Here is an 18,285-nt window from a genome sequence, read left to right as displayed (position 1 = left end):
CCTTTCCTTTTCCTTTCGTGATGGGCGCTCGGTGTGGATCCCGGCTTGGCCATTGTGTCGATGGCCGATGATCATGAAGAAATTGCCTTGTTTGAAAGAAAGCCGGCGAGCAGCCGTCATTGACGAGGGCGTTGCGATTCCGCCCGGACGAGCGTGAAGCGAGGCGAAAAAACGCAGGTTATCAAGAGTCAATGAGCATTTTGACGCCGCTTCATGCCGAGTGAGTAGAATTTCAACGTCCAGCCAAGGAGAAGAAAGATTTCTGACTATCTGTACCTTTTTGCCGGGGCCGGCGTGTTCATGGCGCTGCATGCAGCGCGTAACCTTGCCTTGGCATTGCGGAGCCGGTACTGGCCAACGACGGTTGGGAAGCTGGAAGGCGTCGATATCAAAAGGATTACGGCGCTCGATGAGCAGTATCTGCGTAAGGGGTGGGTCAGTGAACACCTGTTTGGTAGCTATTCCTATGACGTGAACGGCCGGCAGTATCGCGGCAAGCGAATCACGATGTCGGACAATGTGGTCAAGCCCCGTTCCGAATTGCTGGACATCATCGGGCAATATGCGCACAGTGGAACTTGTGTTGTCTATTACAATCCGGACAAGCCACAACAAGCATGCCTGATTCCGGGGCCGCGTCTATGGAACTATCTGCCCTTCGTGACGGCCCTGGCCTTTATCGCCTTTCCGTTTATCTATCAGTTGATGGTGAGATGAGGGCTGCTCGTGCTAATCCAGCGTGGTCTGGCAGCGGCGGATGGCCAAGGTTCCGACCAGGGCCTCCCTCCACAGCGCTTGCGCATCGGCCCTTGAGCATGATGATGGAGTAGTTGCGACCTTTGCCGTGTTGGATTGTGAGACCTGACCCCCTTCCCGGCGCTTTTCCTGTGACCCCCCTTTTCCTGCTAAGTTGGAGCGGACCATTTGAATTTCTTGTCTTCGCAAGCCCGGTACCCACACCGCCCGCAGTATGGTTGTTTGGCTCCGGGCTGTTCGGTCTCCTCGGGGCAGCAAGATCGAAAGCTATGGCTGGGGCGCGGTAAGTGGATTGTGAGACCTGACCCCCTTCCCTGGTGGATTGTGAGACCTGACCCCCTTCCCTGGAAAAACGTCTCAGCAGCCAGACGGCCTCGATCGCGGCGGGTACCGACGTTCCTACGCCGTCAGCCGGGTGTAGAGCAGGGGCAGCTCGCGTGGCAGCTCGGAGGGCTTGCGGATCACCACGTAACCGCCACTGCCGAACAGGTGCGGCAGGTACTCGTTGCCCTGTTCGTCGATGGTGACGCAGAAGGGCTGCAGGCCGAGCTGGCGTGCCTGGCGGATGGCGTGGCGGGTGTCCTCGATGCCGTAGCGACCTTCGTACTGGTCGAGGTCGTTCGGTTTGCCGTCGGTCAGCACCAGCAGCAGGCGTCGTTCGGCCGGTGCCGCCTTGAGCAGCTCGCTGGCATGACGGATGGCGGCGCCCATGCGCGTGTAGTAGCCGGGGCGGATGGCGTCGATGCGGCCGCGCACCCGGCCGCTGTAGGCTTCGTCGAAGGTTTTCAGGGTATGTACCCGGACCGGATCCCGCTTGCGTGAGGAGAAGCCGTACATGGCGAAGTGGTCGCCGGTGGCGGCCAGGCTTTCGGCGAACAGGAACAGGCTGTCGCGGATCACGTCGATGACCCGGGCGTGGTCGTTGACCCAGGTGTCGGTGGACAGCGACAGGTCGGCGAGCAGCAGGCAGGCAAGGTCGCGCGCGCCCTGGCGCAGGTCGAGGTAGAGGCCGTCGGCGCTGACCCGCTGGCCGGCCGCCTGGTCGGCGCGGAAGCGCAGATAGGCCTCCAGGTCGATCTCCGAGCCGTCCGCCTGGCCGCGGTACCAGATGCGTGCCGGGGCCAGGGCCTGGAACTGGGCGCGCAGCCGACGGGCGGTGCGCTTGAGCCGGTCGGGCAGCTCGCAGGGGACGGCCTCGGCGGCCTCCATGGGCACGATGCGGCAGTGGTCGGGCAACAGCCGTTGCCGCTTGTAGTCCCATTCCGGCAGCAGGATGCCCTCGCCGATCACCCGGTCGTCGCTGGCCTCGGAGGGCAGGTCGAGGTCGAACTTCAGCCGCGCGGCGCTGGCCCGGTTGTCGCGGCTGACACTCAGGGTGTCGATGTCGCGGGCGATGTCGGCTGCCTGGTCGAGGTCCTCGTTCTCCTCGCTGCCCCGATCGACGTTGACGAACTCGCCCCAGGTGAAGATGTTCTCCATGCGGATGGTGATCAGCCCGCGGTCGGCCTCCGGGGTGTCGGTGCGCTCGGCGCGGCGGCGCTCCGCTTCGAGGGTCTGGGTGCGGGCCTCGCCGCGTTCGGCCTCGGCGTCCTCGTCCCTGTTGCGGCGCCGGTCGGCGCCGGCGCCCGGGGGATCGGGGTGCAGCCAGAGCAGCACCGGTTGCGGCGGGCGCCTGGCGTCAGGCAGGTGGTCGACGCTGCCCGGCTCCTGCAGGGCCTGGCGGATGGCCTGTTCGGCTGCCGCTTCGTTCCTGCCCAGGCGGGCGGGGTCCGGGCGCAGGGCCAGATGGGCCTCGACCAGCCGCCGGTAACGGGGCGCCAGGCCGGGGAAGCGCTGCAGTACCTTCCGGGTGAGCCGCTGGTTGTGGCCGAACCAGTCGTTCTGCGCCTCGCTCTCGCTGTCCAGGCCAGCCAGGGCCGCGAGCCAGAAATACAGGTCGCGGTTCAGAGCCGGGCTCGGCAGGTAGTCGATCACCGCCGGCAGCCGCAGCGCCTGGTCGTCACGCCAGGCGAGCTGGATCTTGCGATTGACGCCGGCGATGCGCTGCAGCAGGCGCCGCCTCGCGCCGTGTTCGGTGGCCTCGGCCGGGGCGATCTCCAAGCCGCCGTCGCCGCCGATGGCGCGGAACAGGATGCCGAGCGGCAGGCGCAGCCCCTCCAGTGCGACCGCCGCCGCCGGATAGCGGTCGTTGGCGATACGGGTCACCAGCCGGTGCCAGAGCTGTCCGACCTGTTCCTCCATCTCAGTCCGCGCCTCCCTGCAGCCGGCCGCGAGACGCCGGGCGATACAGCTGGATGGGGCTGCTGTCACGCCGGTCGCGCGGCGTGCCGCCGTCGGTCCAGGTCAGCAGGCTGTGCCGCTGGCGGCGCTGCTGGAACTCGCTGCAGGCGGAGATGCAGCTGGCGCACTGGGTGCAGGTGAACATGTGACGCTTGATGGTGCGCGGCTTGAGGCGCATCGGGCAGGCGTTGTCGCAGGCGTTGTTGCAGTCCAGGCATTGGCGGGCGCGGTCCCGGTCGAAGGTCACCAGCATGGCCTTGCGGTTGGCCATCCAGGCCAGGCTCTGGAACAGGCCCACGGCGCAGCCGAAGCGGCAGAACAGGTGGCGCGCGAACAGGAACTCGATGCTGAACAGGGCGGTGGCGACGGCGAGGAAGCTGAACTGGTTGCGGGTCAATTCGCCGTGCAGCAGGTTGGGGTAGATCTCCGCCGGCGGCAGCAGATAGGTGAGCAGGGTCAGCGCCCAGAGGAAGGCGAAACCGAACACGGCGAGCAGGGTCAGCGGCCAGTAGCGGCGGTCGGGGCGCAGCTGGCGGCCGTCCGGTTGCAGGCTGGGCAACGGCTGTTTCTCCCACAGGCTGGGCTTGCCGCTGGCGCGCCGCATCAGGCCGTTGATCAGCTCGACCACCGAGAAGTGGGGGCACAGCCAGCCGCAGTACAGCCGGCCGTAGCGCCAGGCCACCCAGAGGCCGCCGCCGACCACCAGCAGCAGAGGCAGCAGGCCGCGCAGGACGAGATTGAGCGTCGCCTGGCCGGCGCCGATCTCGCCGGCCTGGAAGGCCGCCAGGCCCAGGGTCCAGGGCTGGCCGAAGAGGATGAAGTGCCCCAGGTTGAGGTCGAGGCGGAACAGGTCGAGCGGCGGGGCCAGCACGAACAGGCTGAAGAAGCCGAGCTGCAGCAGGATGCGCCGTCGCTGGAGGGGGCTGTGGAGACCGGTCAGCATGGGGCTCAGATCCCGGGGAAGCGTCCGAGCAGCGGGAAGCGGACGCACTGGCCGGCCATCGCCCTGGCCAGGCCGAAGATGCCCAGCATCACCAGGGTGGAATGGCAGACGGTGAAGTAGAGGATGACCACCAGCCAGGTGTAGGGCGCGTCGTAGCCACCGAGGGCGACGATCAGCAGGTTGGCGGCAACCAGCAGCAGTCCGGCCCAGAGGCTGGCGCTCAGGGTCTGGCGCAGATGGCAGGCGGCCGGGTCCGGCGCGCTGGCCCGGTGGCGGCGGTAGAGGTAGAGCAGCGCCAGGAAGGCGAGCAGCGGCAACAGCAGCAGGTTGGCCAGGTACAGGACCTCGGCGGTGACCGCCAGCCGCAGCGTCTCGGCTGCGGGCTCAGCCGCCGAAGCTGGCATCGATGACCTCCAGCAGGGCCGCGCCGGTCTCCGCGTCGTCGGTCAGGGGCTCCACCAGGGCGGCGCGGCAGGCGTCGCGGGGCGCGAAGCCGCTGCGGATCAGGGTGGCGGCATAGACCAGCAGGCGGGTCGAGGCGGCCTCCTCCAGATCGTGATCCTTGAGCGCGCGCAGGCCGCCGGCGAGAGCCACCAGGCGCTCGGCCAGGGCCGTCTCGATGCCGGTCTCGCGGCAGAGGATCTCGACCTCCACCTTTGGTTGCGGGAAATCGAAGCTCATGGCCACGAAGCGCTGCCGGGTGCTGGGCTTCATGCCCTTGAGCAGGTTCTGGTAGCCGGGGTTGTAGGAGACCACCAGCATGAATTCCGGCGGCGCGTGCAGGGTCTCGCCGGTGCGCTCCAGCGGCAGGATGCGCCGGTCGTCGGTCAGGGGATGCAGTACCACCGTGGTGTCCTTGCGTGCCTCGACCACCTCGTCGAGGTAGCAGATGGCGCCCTCGCGTACTGCGCGGGTCAGCGGGCCATCGTTCCAGTAGGTGCCGCTGTCGCCGATCAGGTAGCGGCCCACCAGATCGGCGGCGGTCAGGTCGTCATGGCAGGCGACGGTGTAGAGCGGCCGGCCGAGACGGGCCGCCATGTGATTGATGAAGCGGGTCTTGCCGCAGCCGGTCGGACCCTTGATCAGCACCGGGAGGCGGTTGCGGTAGGCGTGTTCGAAGAGTTCGGTCTCGTTGCCCTGCGGCAGGTAGAAGGGCAGGCCGGTCTCGCTGGCTGTCTGGGTGTCCACGTGGGTATCCATGCAAGTGTTTCCTCAGCAATAACTGTATGCCTGTGGGCGGGTGCTGTCTAACCGGCGGTCGAAAAACCTTCAGGTGGCTGGTGGTTACTAAGACAAACGATAACAAAGCCTCATTCAGAGCTTGCCAGGCGCCCCGGATCAAGGCGTGCCCCGCAGGGAATGGCCCGCCCTTGCCAAGGGGTACAACGCAGAGCCGGGGCGCCTGGCAAGCTCCCTGCGGGCGGGCCTCTGGACGGCCATCCGCAGGTTGCCATGGCTTGACAGGGAATCACCCTGCCGGCGCCATTGCGCCTTGCGGGCTGATCGTCCAGAGACCCGCTGAATGAGGCTTTGTTATCGTTTGTCTTAGTATACAGGCCGCGTCATTTCAGCGCCCTCCCGTAGCGAGTACGAAGGCGGTGGTGATCAGGCTGCCGGGGATCAGCAGCCAGAGGGTGATGGCCCAGCGCCAGGGGCTGCGGACCCGCTTCAGGCCCATGAAGTAGTCGCCCACCAGCTGGCCCTTGAGCAGGGCGAAGCCGAGTACCAGCAGTGAGACATGCAGGCCGCTGAGTCCGGCCTGGCCGATCATATAGGTGATCCAGGTCAGGCCGAGCAGCAGCAGCCAGGTCCAGGTGCAGGGGCGGAGCAGGGCGGAGCGTCGGGTGGATTTCATGGGCTCACTTCATCACATAGACCAGGGGAAAGAGGATCAGCCACACCAGGTCCACCATGTGCCAGTAGGAGGCGCCGGTCTCGACGCCGGTGTGTTGCGCTGCGCTGTAGGCGCCGGCCCGTGCCTTCAGGGCGACCGCCGCCAGGATCACCATGCCCATGATGACATGCATGAAATGGAAGAAGGTCAGCGACAGGTAGAACATGTAGAAGGTGTTGCTGCTCAGGGTCACGCCCTCGCCGAAGTGGTGGGCATATTCGCCGCCCTTGACCACCAGAAAGACGGTGCCCATGCCCAGTGCCGCCAGCAGCCAGCCACTGCAAGCGCGCGCATCGTCGTCGCGGATGGCGGCCACGGCGCGGACCACGAAGTAGCTGCTGGTGATCAGGGCCAGGGTGTTGATCAGCGCGGCGCGCCGGTCGAGGGTCGCCTGGTACTGGTTGAACAGCTCGACATGGTTCATGCGGGTGAAGGCATAGGCGGCGAAGAATACGGCGAACACGCTGAGCTCGGCCAGGATGAAGATCCAGATGGCGAGATCACCGGGGGGGTAGCGCTGAGCAGTCGTGATGCCTGCCGGGTCGTTGCTGTTGTCCACGGTGGGCGGATTCTGCTGGTCCATGGGGCTTGTCCGGAAATGAGAGCGGCAGCTTCGCAAGATCCTTGCTCGGCTGCCGCATCGAAAACGGGGTATCCGACTGGAGGCAACGGCTGGGTGGATACCCCGGGCCCGCCCGGTCGCCGTCCTTGGCGCCGGGACGTTCAGCGTCTAGTTCAGGAGGCGTTCTCCACCGTCGCTTCCGGCTCGTCGCTGCCGACGAAGAAGCTGGCGATGTAGATCACCAGGCCGATCAGGAACACCAGACCGGCGGCTTCACGCAGCCAGTAGAACAGGGCGATCTTCTCCTGGACCACCATGAACGGCTGCGGGTCGCTGGAGAAGCGCTGCAGCCAGACCTGCAGGATGCCGGCGCCGGTCAGGAACAGGGTGATGAACACGATGGACACGGTCATCAGCCAGAAGGACCACATCTCCAGCACCTGGGAGCGTGCGCTGTTGGCGGCGGTGCGGCCGCGCAGCATGGGCATGGCGTAGGAGATGATGGCCAGCACGATCATCACGTAGGCGCCATAGAAGGCCATGTGGCCATGCGCCGCGGTGATCTGCGAACCGTGGGTGTAGTAGTTGACCGGGGCCAGGGTGTGCAGGAAGCCCCACACGCCGGCGCCGAGGAAAGCCATCACCGCGGTACCCAGTGCCCAGAGCACGGCTGCCTTGTTGGGGTGGTTGCGGCGCCGCTTGTTCACCATGTTGAAGGCGAACACCGTCATCATGAAGAACGGAATGGGTTCCATGGCCGAGAAGATCGAACCCCACCACTGCCAGTACTCGGGGGTACCGATCCAGTAGTAGTGGTGGCCGGTGCCGACGATGCCGGTGATCAGGGTCATGGCGATGATCACGTACAGCCACTTCTCGATCACCTCGCGGTCGACGCCGGTGGTCTTGATCAGCACGAAGGCCAGGATCGAGCCGAGGATCAGCTCCCAGACGCCTTCCACCCAGAGGTGAACCACCCACCACCAGTAGAACTTGTCCAGCACCAGGTTGTCCGGGTTGTAGAAGGCGAACAGGAAGAACACCGCCAGACCGGTGAGGCCGATCATCAGCACCAGGTTGACGACCGTCTTGCGCCCCTTGAGCACCGTCATGCCGATGTTGAACAGGAAGCCCAGGGCGACCACCACGATGCCCAGCTTGGTGATGGTCGGTTGCTCCAGGAACTCGCGGCCCATGGTCGGCAGCAACTCGTTCATGGTCAGATCGGCCAGATCGGAATAGGGCACCAGCAGGTAACCGAGGATGGTCAGCGCGCCGGCCACCAGGAAGATCCAGAACAGGGCCAGGCCCAGGGCCGGACTGAACAGCTCGGTCTCCGCCTCTTCCGGCACCAGATAGTAGGCGGCGCCCATGAAGCCGAACAGCAGCCAGACGATGAGCAGGTTGGTATGGACCATGCGTGCCACGTTGAAGGGGATCTCCGGGAACAGGAAGTCACCCATCACGTACTGCAGGCCCATGATCAGGCCGAACAGGATCTGTCCAACGAACAGACCGATGGCCGCGATGAAGTAGGGTTTGGCAACCGCTTGCGATGAATATTGCATTGTTCGTTTCCTCCGCCTTGATTAGCCCTGGACGTTCGGTGGCCAGTTGGCTGTATTGATCTCTGAAGCGTATTTCAGGAACTCAGCCAGCGCATCCAGTTCCTCATCGGTGAAATTGAACTGGGGCATGCTGCGCCGTCCGGGGATGCCTTCTTTGGGCCGGCTCTTGATGAAGGCCATGATGGCCTCCTTGCTGTTGCCGAAGCGGGTGTAGACATTACCCAGCTCCGGTGCGAAGTAGGCGCCCTCGCCGAGCAGGGTATGGCAACCGATGCAGTCGTTCTTTTCCCAGAGCATCTTGCCCTGGGCGACCTTCTCGGTCAGATTCTCGCGGTTGTCCCTTTCAGGAAGAACCCCTTGGGTGTCAAACGTCAACGCCAGAAACAAGAGGAAGAAGAACACGCTGCCACCGTAGAAGATGTTGCGTGCCATTGCTTTTGTAAACGCCTGTGACATTGAGGCGACCCTCCCTTTTTGTGTGCCTGCGCCCATTAGAGAGGCGAGCGTGCCAATCTTCCTTGATATACATCAATCATATCATTGGGTTTTTAACAATAATTGCACACATGGAGTGGGGGCATCGCCGCCGGCGGCGGGCGCTGTGCCTTGAGAGCCCCCGCAATTGAGACAGGTCGTGGTCGGGGCGGGGGATATGGAGTAGCATCCGGCGGGCATACGGCCATAACCTCAGGGTGTAATCCATGAATCAGACTGTGAGCATGTTTGGTGTCGCGCTTCTTATCCTGACCCTGGTCATCGCGGTCGTCCTGGGGCTGCTGGTCGGCCCGACCAGCCCCATAACCTGGGTGCTGATCCTGGCGCTGGTGGCCATCCCCTTCGTCTACCGCAAGATGACGGCGCGCCGTTTTCTCACCTGGCGGGATGAATACAGCGTAGGTATCGAGTCCATCGACCGTGAGCACAAGAAGCTGCTGGGCCTGATCAACCAGCTGCAGACTGCGGTGGACTACGCCACCGACGAGACCTTCGAACGCGAGGCTCTGGATGCGGCGGTTGACTACACCCGCACCCATTTCGCCCACGAGGAAGCGCTGATGGAGCAATACGGCTATCCGGACTTCGCTGCCCACAAGGCCGAGCACCGCAAGATGATCGACAAGGTCAATTCGCTGGTGGCCGACTACGAGAGTGACCCGGACAAGACGCTGCAGGAGGCATTGGATTTCCTCAAGCAGTGGCTGGTCAGGCACATCAACGGCACCGACAAGCAGTACAGCAGCTTCCTGCGCGAGAAGGGCGCGACCTGAGACGGGCTGGCTGGCCCAGGAGCCAAGGCAGGTTCCATGGGCCGGGGTCTGGCGAGGCGGCAGGATGGGTAGGGCCGTCGTTGTGAGTCGATCGCGGCCCGGAGACCGCGCCTACCCCTTGTGCCGCCATGCCCCCCGTAGGAGCGGCCTCCAGGCCGCGATAGGGCAGGATCCGCGGCCATGCCCGCCGCATGTGCCGCGGCTGGCCGCGCCCGCGGGGCTAATCCATGAGCCCAAGGCAGGTTCCATGGGCCGGGTCTGGCGAGGCGTGAGGATGGGGGTGGTCCCCGTCGTTGTGACTCGATCGCGGCCTGGAGACCGCTCCTACCCCTTGTGCCGCCATGCCCCCCGTAGGAGCGGCCTCCAGGCCGCGATAGGGCAGGGTCCGCGGCCATGCCCGCCGCATGTGCCGCGGCTGGCCGCGCCCGCGGGGCTAATCCATGAGCCCAAGGCAGGTTCCATGGGCCGGGTCTGGCGAGGCGTGAGGATGGGGGTGGTCCCCGTCGTTGTGACTCGATCGCGGCCTGGAGACCGCTCCTACCCCTTGTGCCGCCATGCCCCCCCGTAGGGGCGGCCTCCAGGCCGCGATAGGGCAGGATCCGCGGCGATGCCCGCCGCATGTGCCGCGGCTGGCCGCACCCGCGGGGCTAGTCCAATGAGCCAAGGCAGGTTCCATGGGCCGGGGTCTGGCGAGGCGGCAGGACGGGGGTGGTCCCCAATCGTTGTGACTCGATCGCGGCCTGGAGACCGCGCCTACCCCTTGTGCCGCCATGCCCCCCGTAGGAGCGGCCTCCAGGCCGCGATAGGGCAGGGTCCGCGGCCATGCCCGCCGCATGTGCCGCGGCTGGCCGCGCCCGCGGGGCTAATCCATGAGCCCAAGGCAGGTTCCATGGGCCGGGTCTGGCGAGGCGTGAGGATGGGGGTGGTCCCCGTCGTTGTGACTCGATCGCGGCCTGGAGACCGCGCCTACCCCTTGTGCCGCCATGCCCCCGTAGGAGCGGCCTCCAGGCCGCGATAGGGCGGGGTCCCCGGCGGCCTGCCCGCCGCATGTGCCGCGGTTGGTTGACCGGGCTAGTGGCTGGTGCCCGCCGAATAGCGGGTCTTGTTATAGACGTTGTACTTGCCGGACGGTTTGTTCATCGGCAGCCGCTTGACCTCTTGCAGGCTCGCCGCGTCGTAGACCACGACCGCGCCGTCCGGATCCCAGATGCTGAGCAGGGCGTAGCGGCCATCGCGGGTGAACTCGACGTGGGCGGCGGTCTTGCCCGGGGCCGGGCGCAGGGTCTTGACGATCTCCAGACTGCGTTTGTCGATGACGTGCACGGCATCCCGGTTGGGGCCAAAGAAGACATCCACCCAGGCATAGGGCGTCTGCTCGTGGCTGCGCATGAAGAACCCGGGGCCCAGCGTCTTGATGGTCTTGATGGTCTTCCAGGTCTGCATGTCGATGACGCTGACCGCCGCCTTTTTCAGGTTGGGCGTGGCCAGCACCGGACGTCCCTGGTAGGTCCAGGTGATGCCGGAGCCGAGGTGTGGCATCCCCGGCAGGTCCAGTTCCGCCACCACCCGTCCCAGATCCAGATCCACCACCTGGCCCTTGCCCTCGCGCGAGGCGCCGATCAGTGACACATACTCCTGGTCAAAGAAGAAATCGTCCAGATAGTCCTTGACCCGGATGCGCCGGACCGGAAAGGGCTCCGGCTCGAGGTTCTCGCCGGAATCGCTGCGGTAGTCGTGCACCCAGCCGCTGAAGCCCGCTGGCGGCTCCTCGGCGTAGGAGATCTCCCAGACCTCCGGCAGGTCCTTGAGCGCGGCGATGAAGCTCTGCCGCGGCGGCGCGGTGTAGACGGCGCTGACCCGCGAACTGCGGCCGCTGGCGTCCTTCACCTCGTACAGTCGGATGGGGCTCAGGTCGCGGGCGTCCAGCAGCACCAGGGAGTGTGGCAGGTAGTTGGCCACCATCACGTAGCGGCCGTCGGCCGAGACGGCCAGATTGCGGGTGTTGATGCCGGCGCGGATCTCGGCCACCCACTTGAGGTTGTAGATGTCGTACTTGCTGATCCAGCCGTCGCGCGAGGCGAAGTAGACGAAACGGCCGTTGGCGGCGTACTTGGGGCCGCCGTGCAGGGCGAAACGGGTCTTGAAGCGGTGGATCGGCTCCAGTCGGTCGCCGTCCAGCAGGGTGACATGGTGGTCGCCCAGCTCCACCACCAGGAACAGGTTGAGCGGATCATCGACGGGGTACACCGGGCGTGGCGACAGCGTCTCCTCGCGGTTGTGGATGATGTGGCTGGCGCGGATCTCGCTCAGCCCCCAGACCGGGGGTTTGGCCGGCGGGGTGTAGATGTAGTCGGCCAGCGCCTCGATGTCCGCCGCTGCCAGCTTGTCGGCGAAGGCCGGCATCTGGGTGGCGGCCCGTCCGTGGCCGATGACCTCGACGGCGGCCTGGCGCCGCAGCCGCTTGAGATTGCCCGGCAGCAGGGCGGGCCCCATGCCGCCAAGGCGCTGTTCGTGGTGGCATTCGGCGCAGTGCTGGCGATACAGGCCGAGCACCCTCTCCGGCGTGGCCGCAGCCGCGGCGCCGGCCGCTGCCAGGCCGCCGATGAGGGTACCGAGCAGCAAGGCGGGGAGGAGGCGCATCTCAGGCACGCTCGACGCGTGTTGTCCGCCGGTAGGGGGTCAGCCTGAGGCGTTCGCCGCGGCCGCTGGCGCCGATCTCCTCGTCGGTCAGGTAACAGGCCGGGTCCTCGGCCCAGGGGTCGCCGGTCAGCTGCCAGGCGCGGACCCGGGTGTTGCCGCCGCAGATGTCGAGGTGCCGGCACTCGGCGCAGCGTCCGGTGACCGGCCGCGGCTGCTGCTTGAAGCCGGCCATCAGCGGGTCCGAGCGGTCCTCCCAGATCTCGGAGAAGGGGCGTTCGCGCACGTTGCCGAGCCGGTAGTCCCACCAGAAGGTATCGGGATGGACGTCGCCGAGGTTGTCGATGTTGGCGATCCACAGCCCCGAGGCGTTGCCGCCCCACTGGGCCAGCCGCTGGCGCAGTGCCGCCACCCGTTCGGGCACGTGGCGCTGCGCCCATTGCAGCAGATAGACACCGTCGGCGTCGTTGTTGCCGGTGACGAACTCGCGCGGCCGGCCGGCCTGGATGTGCCGCCAGGCGGTGTCGAACAGCAGGTCCATGGCCTCGCGGGTCATCTGGTGGACCACGTCGTCCTTGCGGTTGCGGTTGCCGCGGCCGGCGTAGTTGAGATGCGAGAGGTAGAACTTGTCGATCGCCTCGGCCTCCATCAGCTGCAGCACCTGGGACAGTTCGTGGGCATTGTCCTGGGTGAGGGTGAAGCGCAGCCCGACCTTGATGCCGTGCTCGCGGCACAGGCGGATGCCGCGCAGCGATTCGTCGAAGGCGCCGGCCCGGCGGCGGAAGCGGTCGTGGGTCTCGCGCAGGCCATCGATGCTGATGCCCACATAGTCGTAGCCGATAGCGGCGATGGCCTCGATGTTGTCCTCGTCGATCAGGGTGCCGTTGGTCGACAGGCCGACGTAGAAGCCCAGTGCCTTGGCGCGCCGCGAGATGTCGTAGATGTCGGGGCGCAGCAGCGGCTCGCCGCCGGAGAGGATCAGCACCGGCACGCCGTAGTCCTTCAGATCCTCCATCACCGCATAGACCTCGTCGCTGGACAGCTCGCCGGGGAAGTCCTTGTCGGCGGAGATGGAGTAGCAGTGTTTGCAGGTCAGGTTGCAGCGCCGCACCAGGTTCCAGATCACCACCGGGCCGGGCGGGGTGCGCCTGGGGCCGGGCGGACGGTCGTCGGTCAGGGTCTGCAGATACTGGGTGATACGGAACATGGGTCTGTCCTCAGCCGATGCGCAGTCCGGTCTTCTTGAGGATGCGCGTACTGAACAAAACGTCGTGCTGGCGGCAGGCGTCGCCGATCATCTCGGCGATGCGCAGTACCTTGTTCCTGACCTCGATGCGGTCGCGGCCGTGGACCATGGCGAACAGGTTGTAGGGCCAGTCCGGGAGCTGGCGCGGCCGGTGGTAGCAGTGGCTGACGAAATCCAGCGCGCCGATGCGCTCGCCGATCTCGCGCACCTGGCGGTCGGGTACGTCCCACACCGACATGCCGTTGCCGCGGAAGCCAAGCCGGTAATGGTTGGGCACCGCGCCGATGCGGCGGATGATGCCGCGTTCCAGCATGGCCTGCAGGCGGCGCATGACCTCCTCCGCTTCCAGACCGAGCCGCTCGGCGATCTCGTGGTAGGGGCGCGGCGTGCGCGGCAGGCCGGCCTGGGTGGCGACCACGATGGCCCGGTCGATGTCGTCGAGCGGGGCCGGGGTGGCCTGCGGCGGGATCTGTTCGGCGGCCCGGTTCACAGCTCGAACCTCAGGCCGACGAAGAATTCGTCACGCTTGGGCATGTTGTACACCCGGTAGCCGGTGCGCGCCTGGATGTCGGCGATCACCTCGTCGATGCGTTCCGGCGTCTCGGTGGCGAGCACGAACCACATGTTGAGTTCGTGGTCGCGCCGGTAGTTGTGTGCCACCTCGGGGTAGCGGTTGACCTGTTCGGCGACACTCTCGAAGTCGTCTTCCGCCACCCGCATGGCGGCCAGGGTCAGGCCGCCGCCGAGGCGCTCGGCGTGGTACATGGGGCCGAAGCGGGACAGCAGGCCGGCCTCCAGCAGGGCATCGATGCGGCGGATGAGTTCGGCTTCGTCGAGACCCAGCCCGGCGGCCGCCTCGGCGTAGGGGCGTTCGCAGACGGGGAAGCCGCCCTGCAGCGCATTGATGATGCGGCGGTCGGTGTCGTCCAGCGGGATGTCCTCTCGCGCCTGCATCGTTCACCAGGCCGGCAGCAGTTGCGGGGCGGGGGTGTCGGGCCCGGAGGCGTTGCCGCTCAGGGTCCGTTGCTGCGGCGCCCGGTAGATGGCGCCGCGCTGCTTGAAGCGGCGACCGCTGAACAGCACCTCGCGGGCGATGCCCTGCAGGCCGCAGCGCTCGACCAGGAAGTCGACCTTGTCCAGCACCGCGGCCCGGTCCTTGCCATGGATCATGCAGAACAGGTTGTAGGGCCAGTCCGGCAGGCGGCGTGGCCGGCGGTAGCAGAGGGTCACGAACTCGAACTGGCCGAGGCACTGGCCAAGGCGGTCGACCGTCGCGTCCGGCACGTCCCAGACCACCATGGCGTTGGCCCGGTAGCCGAGTTCCCGGTGGCGGACCACCACCCCGAGGCGCTTGATCACGCCGTCCTCCAGCAGCCTGGCGAGGCGGGCCAGCACCTCCCCCTCGCTCATGCCGAGGCGCTCGCCGACCGCGGCATAGGGGCGCGCCACCAGCGGCAGGCCGCGCTGGATGGCCTCGATCAGCCGCCGGTCGTCGGCGGCCAGCGGTGTTCTGCCCGGTCTGCTCATCGCCATTGCAGTTCGAACCCCAGGTCGATGTGATAGTCCTGCTCCATCGGCAGGGCCATGACGGCGCAGCCGGTGTCGCGTTCGATGCCGTCCAGCACCTCGGCCAGCGCCGCCTCGTCCTCCGCCGTGGCCACGAACCAGAGGTTGAAGGCATGCTCGCGCTCGTAGTTGTGGTTGACCGCGGTGCAGGCGCTGACCCGGGCGGCGACCGCCTCCAGCCGTTCCGCAGGCACGGCCATGGCCGCCAGGGTGCTGGCGCCGACGCGGTGCGGGTCGAGCACCGGCCCGACGCGGGCCACGGCGCCGGCCGCCTGCAGGGCCTGCAGCGCATCCAGCACCGCCTCCTCGCTCACTCCCAGGCGTTCGGCCATGGCCGCGAAGGGCCGCGGGGTCAGCGGCAGGCCGCGCTGGAAGTCGTTCAGCAGGCGGCGCTCCAGGGGGCCGGGCTGCAGTGCGTCGTGGCTGGTGCTGCGATGGCTCATCAGGTTCACCCTCTCAAAGCCCGATGCGGTGGGCGCGCGCGGTGAAGAAGATGCCGCTCGGCGCCCGGGCCGGCAGGCTGGCCAGGCGCTCGAAACGGCGCGTGTCGTAGACGTCGATGCGGTCCTCGTCGCGTACCGAGATCCAGACCTGCTCGCCGCGCGGCGTGAATTCCATGTGCAGCACCGCCTTGCCGGGCCGCATCTGGTGGACCACCTGCAGGCGGTCGACGTCGATCACCTGTACGGTGTCGTTCCGCGGGTGGGCGAAGTTGACCCATACCTGGCGGCCGTCGGGGCGGGCCATGACGAACACCGGCTGGCCATGCACCGGGATGCGCTTGACCTCGTGCCAGTCGTGACGGTCGATGACCAGTACCTCGTGATGTCCGACCGCCGGCACGAAATAGTACTGGCCGGCGCTGGCCCAGCCCTCCAGGTGAGGCATCTTGTAGACCGGCAGCTTGCGCTCGCCGCGGCCGTAGTCGCGGAGCACCCGGCGCACACCGCGTTCCGGGTGCCAGAGGTCGAGCAGCGCCAGGCCGTCCTCGCCGAACAGCCCGGCCATGTAGTAGCGGCCGTCGGGCGAGATCAGGGCATCGTAGGGCTGGCGGCCGATGCCGGTGAAGCGCTGTAGCCGCGGCCGTTGCGGGTCGCTGAGATCGGCGATGCGGATCTCGCCGGTCTCGAACAGGCTGAACACGAAACGCTGGTCCGGGGCATCGACCAGGCCCACCGCCTTGGCGCCCTTGCCGCCTGCGGTTGCGCTCGGCAGGTCGGCCACCAGGTGCAGGTCGCCGGCGTCGAAGATGCGCACCCCGCCGGGCGTGTAGTTGGAGACTGCCACCAGACGGCCGTCCTGGGAGATGGCGCCGCCGATGCTGTTGCCGGACTGGAGGATGCGCTTGACGATGCGCCGTTCGAGCAGGTCGACCTTGGTCAGGCCACCGTCGCGGCCGAACACGTAGCCGTAGCGTTCGTCGCGGGAGAAGACGATTGAGGCATGCGACAGGTCGCCCAGCCCGGTGATGCGCCCGAGCTCGCGGCGCGTCGTGGTATCGACCACCAGCAGCGAGCCGGTGGCGCGTTCCACCACCAGGCCGAGGTCGCCGGTACCGCGCAGCGCCGTGCCGCCGAACTGGGCACAGCCGGCGAGCAGTGACAGGGCGAGGCCCAGCAGCCAGCCGGCCAGGCGGCGGTTCATCGCTGTCCCCCCTGGCGCAGCAGCTGCACCAGATAACGGGCGTCGGCCTCGCTGATCAGCTTGCCCCAGGGCGGCATGGCGGTGCCCGCGCGGCCGAAGAGGATGGTGTTCAGCAGCAGCTCGTCGGACTTGTTGGCCAGCTGCTGCGGCAGCAGCGCCGGCCCCAGGCCGCCCTTGAGGGTCATGCCGTGGCAGGAGCCGCAGTCGTGGCGCAGCAGGTGTTGCAGTTCGCTCTGGCGCTGGGCGTCGACCTCGGCCACGGCCATGGCCGCCAGCGCCGGGCCAAGCCACAGCAGGCCGAGGAGGAGCAGGCTAGATTTCGAGAGCCTGTTGCGCATAGTCCTGTTGTTCCGGGCTGAACCAGTCCAGCTGGTCAGCGAATTCGACCACCGGGCCGACGATGACCAGGGTGGGGGCGCTGAATTCGTGTTCGCGGGCCAGCTGCGGCAGCCGGTCGAGCGTGCCGCAGATGCGCCGCTGGGCGGCAGTGGTGCCCTTTTCCACCAGCGCGGCCGGGGTGGCGGCGTCCAGTCCGGCGTCGATCAGACCCTGGCGCAGCTGATCCAGGTTCGCCAGACCCATGTAGAACACCAGGGTGGTCTGTGGATCGGCCAGGCTGGCCCAGTCGAGTTCCAGGGGTTCGTTGGACCGGCAGTGGCCGGTGATCAGGCGCACGCTGCGCGCCAGTCCGCGGTGGGTGAGGGGAATGCCTGCATAGGCGCTGCAGGCGGCAGCAGCCGTGATTCCGGGTACCACCTCGAAGTCCACGCCATGACGCACCAGATACAGGGCCTCCTCGCTGCCGCGGCCGAAGATGAAGGGATCGCCGCCCTTGAGGCGGACCACCCGGTGGCCGCTGCGGACCAGGCCCAGCAGCAGCTCGTTGATGGCCTCCTGGCCCATGTGGTGATGGCCTGGGGCCTTGCCGACGTAGATGCGCTTGGTGCCGGCGGGGACGAGTTCGAGGATCTCGTCGGAGACCAGGCGGTCGTAGACCACCACCTCGGCCTGCTGGATCAGCCGCAGGGCCTTGACGGTGAGCAGCTCCGGGTCGCCGGGCCCGGCTCCCACCAGGTAGACACGGGGTTTCGTGGTCATGTCCGTTCGATGTTCTCCGCCCGGCGGCAGAGGCCAGCCGGCTCGTGAAACAGATCTGCGTCAGGATTCAGTCTGGGGCAAGGGGCGGTCGTCGACATTGACGTACATCAACTGTTTAACCGCCTGATTGGCCGGGGAATTCATCGGCCTAGCCCGGATAGTGCACCAAGGATTCGATGCCCAGGGCGAGGCTGCCTTGCCAGATTCGGCCTGACATCGAACAGGCACAAACCGTAACCCGCCCAAGGTACCTTTCATGGCCATATCGTCCCTGTATTACAGCACGACCCCCATTCATGCACGCCGCCTTGGTGCACTATCCGGGCTAGCTGCCCGCATATTGCATCCGGCCCCGGATGATGGCGTGGCCGGACCCGCCGGGGATCGCGGCCTGGAGGCCGCTCCTACCAGGGTGCCGCCATGCCCCGTAGGAGCGGCCTCCAGGCCGCGATTGGCGTGGTGTTAACAGCCCCTAGTATGCGGGTTGCTAGTCGCCGACATGCACCACGCCAGTCATCTCCGGATGGGGGCCGCAGCGGTAGGGAAAGTCGCCGGGCTGGTCGAAGGTTCGTTCATAGGATTCATCCGGGAAAAAGTAATCCGGCTCGGGTTCGCCCAGGGCCTCGAACCAGACGCTGTGGTACTGGCGCTTTTCATGGTTTTCCCAGCGCACCGTCTGGCCGCGCCGGATGCTGACCTCGGCCGGGATGAATTTGTAGTCCTTGATGATGACCAGCACGACATCCTCGCCGCCGGCTGCGGCAGGGCTGGCGGCCAGGCCCAGTGACAAGGCCAGGAGGAGGATGGCTTTCCATTTTTTCAT

The 18,285-nt window shown here is 66.8% G+C and carries 20 protein-coding genes; 2 read left to right on the top strand and 18 right to left on the bottom strand.

Translation table 11 applies throughout. From position 1 onward, the window contains the following. Positions 1-300 precede the first annotated feature (300 nt). Complete coding sequence (locus tag QVG61_RS13315; protein WP_289931166.1) at positions 301-717, top strand: DUF3592 domain-containing protein; 417 nt, start codon at positions 301-303, stop codon at positions 715-717. A 438-nt stretch (positions 718-1,155) separates the two neighbouring features. Here QVG61_RS13315 and QVG61_RS13310 read toward each other — a convergent pair whose 3' ends face one another. The 8 genes from QVG61_RS13310 to QVG61_RS13275 form a co-directional block, all read right to left on the bottom strand. After that, on the bottom strand, positions 1,156-2,997 hold the full coding sequence (locus QVG61_RS13310; protein ID WP_289931165.1) for a VWA domain-containing protein: 1,842 nt from the start codon (positions 2,995-2,997) through the stop codon (positions 1,156-1,158). A 1-nt stretch (position 2,998) separates the two neighbouring features. After that, complete coding sequence (locus tag QVG61_RS13305) at positions 2,999-3,979, bottom strand: 4Fe-4S binding protein (protein WP_289931164.1); 981 nt, start codon at positions 3,977-3,979, stop codon at positions 2,999-3,001. 5 nt (positions 3,980-3,984) lie between these two features. Continuing rightward, a complete protein-coding gene (locus tag QVG61_RS13300; protein ID WP_289931163.1) occupies positions 3,985-4,383 on the bottom strand; it encodes a hypothetical protein in 399 nt (132 codons plus the stop codon). Beyond that, positions 4,364-5,179: a CbbQ/NirQ/NorQ/GpvN family protein gene (locus QVG61_RS13295; RefSeq protein WP_289931162.1), complete on the bottom strand. Its 816-nt coding sequence runs from the start codon at positions 5,177-5,179 to the stop codon at positions 4,364-4,366. The genes QVG61_RS13300 and QVG61_RS13295 overlap by 20 nt, the downstream gene beginning before the upstream one ends. Positions 5,180-5,546: 367 nt before the next feature. Beyond that, on the bottom strand, positions 5,547-5,834 hold the full coding sequence (locus QVG61_RS13290) for a cytochrome C oxidase subunit IV family protein (protein ID WP_289931161.1): 288 nt from the start codon (positions 5,832-5,834) through the stop codon (positions 5,547-5,549). 4 nt (positions 5,835-5,838) lie between these two features. Continuing rightward, a complete protein-coding gene (locus tag QVG61_RS13285; protein ID WP_289931160.1) occupies positions 5,839-6,456 on the bottom strand; it encodes a cytochrome c oxidase subunit 3 family protein in 618 nt (205 codons plus the stop codon). A 152-nt stretch (positions 6,457-6,608) separates the two neighbouring features. After that, the gene (locus tag QVG61_RS13280) at positions 6,609-8,003 is read right to left on the bottom strand and encodes a cbb3-type cytochrome c oxidase subunit I (protein WP_289931158.1); all 1,395 of its coding nucleotides are present in this window, start codon (positions 8,001-8,003) and stop codon (positions 6,609-6,611) included. 21 nt (positions 8,004-8,024) lie between these two features. Then, a complete protein-coding gene (locus QVG61_RS13275; protein WP_289931157.1) occupies positions 8,025-8,459 on the bottom strand; it encodes a cytochrome c in 435 nt (144 codons plus the stop codon). A gap of 245 nt (positions 8,460-8,704) precedes the next feature. Between QVG61_RS13275 and QVG61_RS13270 the strand changes: the two genes are divergently transcribed. Beyond that, positions 8,705-9,271 (top strand): bacteriohemerythrin, encoded by a 567-nt coding sequence (locus tag QVG61_RS13270; protein ID WP_289931156.1) that lies wholly within the window; start codon positions 8,705-8,707, stop codon positions 9,269-9,271. A 1,071-nt stretch (positions 9,272-10,342) separates the two neighbouring features. Here the strand turns inward: QVG61_RS13270 and QVG61_RS13265 are convergent. From QVG61_RS13265 to QVG61_RS13220, 10 genes are all read right to left on the bottom strand, one after another. After that, positions 10,343-11,911 (bottom strand): nitrite reductase, encoded by a 1,569-nt coding sequence (locus QVG61_RS13265; protein WP_289931154.1) that lies wholly within the window; start codon positions 11,909-11,911, stop codon positions 10,343-10,345. Position 11,912: 1 nt separating this feature from the next. Further along, positions 11,913-13,115, bottom strand: coding sequence for a heme d1 biosynthesis radical SAM protein NirJ (gene nirJ / locus QVG61_RS13260; protein ID WP_289931152.1), 1,203 nt, complete (start codon positions 13,113-13,115; stop codon positions 11,913-11,915). 10 nt (positions 13,116-13,125) lie between these two features. After that, positions 13,126-13,644 (bottom strand): AsnC family transcriptional regulator, encoded by a 519-nt coding sequence (locus QVG61_RS13255; RefSeq protein WP_289931150.1) that lies wholly within the window; start codon positions 13,642-13,644, stop codon positions 13,126-13,128. Next, a complete protein-coding gene (locus QVG61_RS13250; RefSeq protein WP_289931148.1) occupies positions 13,641-14,108 on the bottom strand; it encodes an AsnC family transcriptional regulator in 468 nt (155 codons plus the stop codon). Before QVG61_RS13250 ends, QVG61_RS13255 begins: the two co-directional genes overlap by 4 nt. Positions 14,109-14,111: 3 nt before the next feature. Then, positions 14,112-14,681, bottom strand: a complete 570-nt coding sequence (locus QVG61_RS13245) for an AsnC family transcriptional regulator (RefSeq protein WP_289931147.1) — start codon at positions 14,679-14,681, stop codon at positions 14,112-14,114. Beyond that, positions 14,678-15,163 carry an Lrp/AsnC family transcriptional regulator gene (locus QVG61_RS13240; RefSeq protein ID WP_289931146.1) on the bottom strand — a complete coding sequence of 162 codons (486 nt, stop codon included), beginning with the start codon at positions 15,161-15,163 and terminating at the stop codon, positions 14,678-14,680. The genes QVG61_RS13245 and QVG61_RS13240 overlap by 4 nt, the downstream gene beginning before the upstream one ends. Before the next feature lie 13 nt (positions 15,164-15,176). After that, positions 15,177-16,364: a cytochrome D1 domain-containing protein gene (locus tag QVG61_RS13235; RefSeq protein WP_289931145.1), complete on the bottom strand. Its 1,188-nt coding sequence runs from the start codon at positions 16,362-16,364 to the stop codon at positions 15,177-15,179. Then, on the bottom strand, positions 16,361-16,702 hold the full coding sequence (locus tag QVG61_RS13230) for a cytochrome c (RefSeq protein ID WP_289931144.1): 342 nt from the start codon (positions 16,700-16,702) through the stop codon (positions 16,361-16,363). Before QVG61_RS13230 ends, QVG61_RS13235 begins: the two co-directional genes overlap by 4 nt. Then, positions 16,677-17,462, bottom strand: a complete 786-nt coding sequence (gene cobA, locus QVG61_RS13225; RefSeq protein WP_289931142.1) for a uroporphyrinogen-III C-methyltransferase — start codon at positions 17,460-17,462, stop codon at positions 16,677-16,679. Before cobA ends, QVG61_RS13230 begins: the two co-directional genes overlap by 26 nt. A 487-nt stretch (positions 17,463-17,949) precedes the next feature. After that, positions 17,950-18,285 (bottom strand): cupredoxin domain-containing protein, encoded by a 336-nt coding sequence (locus QVG61_RS13220; protein WP_289931141.1) that lies wholly within the window; start codon positions 18,283-18,285, stop codon positions 17,950-17,952.

The sequence above is a fragment of the Thiohalobacter sp. IOR34 genome, assembly GCF_030406045.1.
Classification (GTDB): Bacteria; Pseudomonadota; Gammaproteobacteria; order Thiohalobacterales; family Thiohalobacteraceae.
Note: the sequence above shows the minus strand (reverse complement) of the source record. Positions and strands in the feature narration are given on the sequence as shown.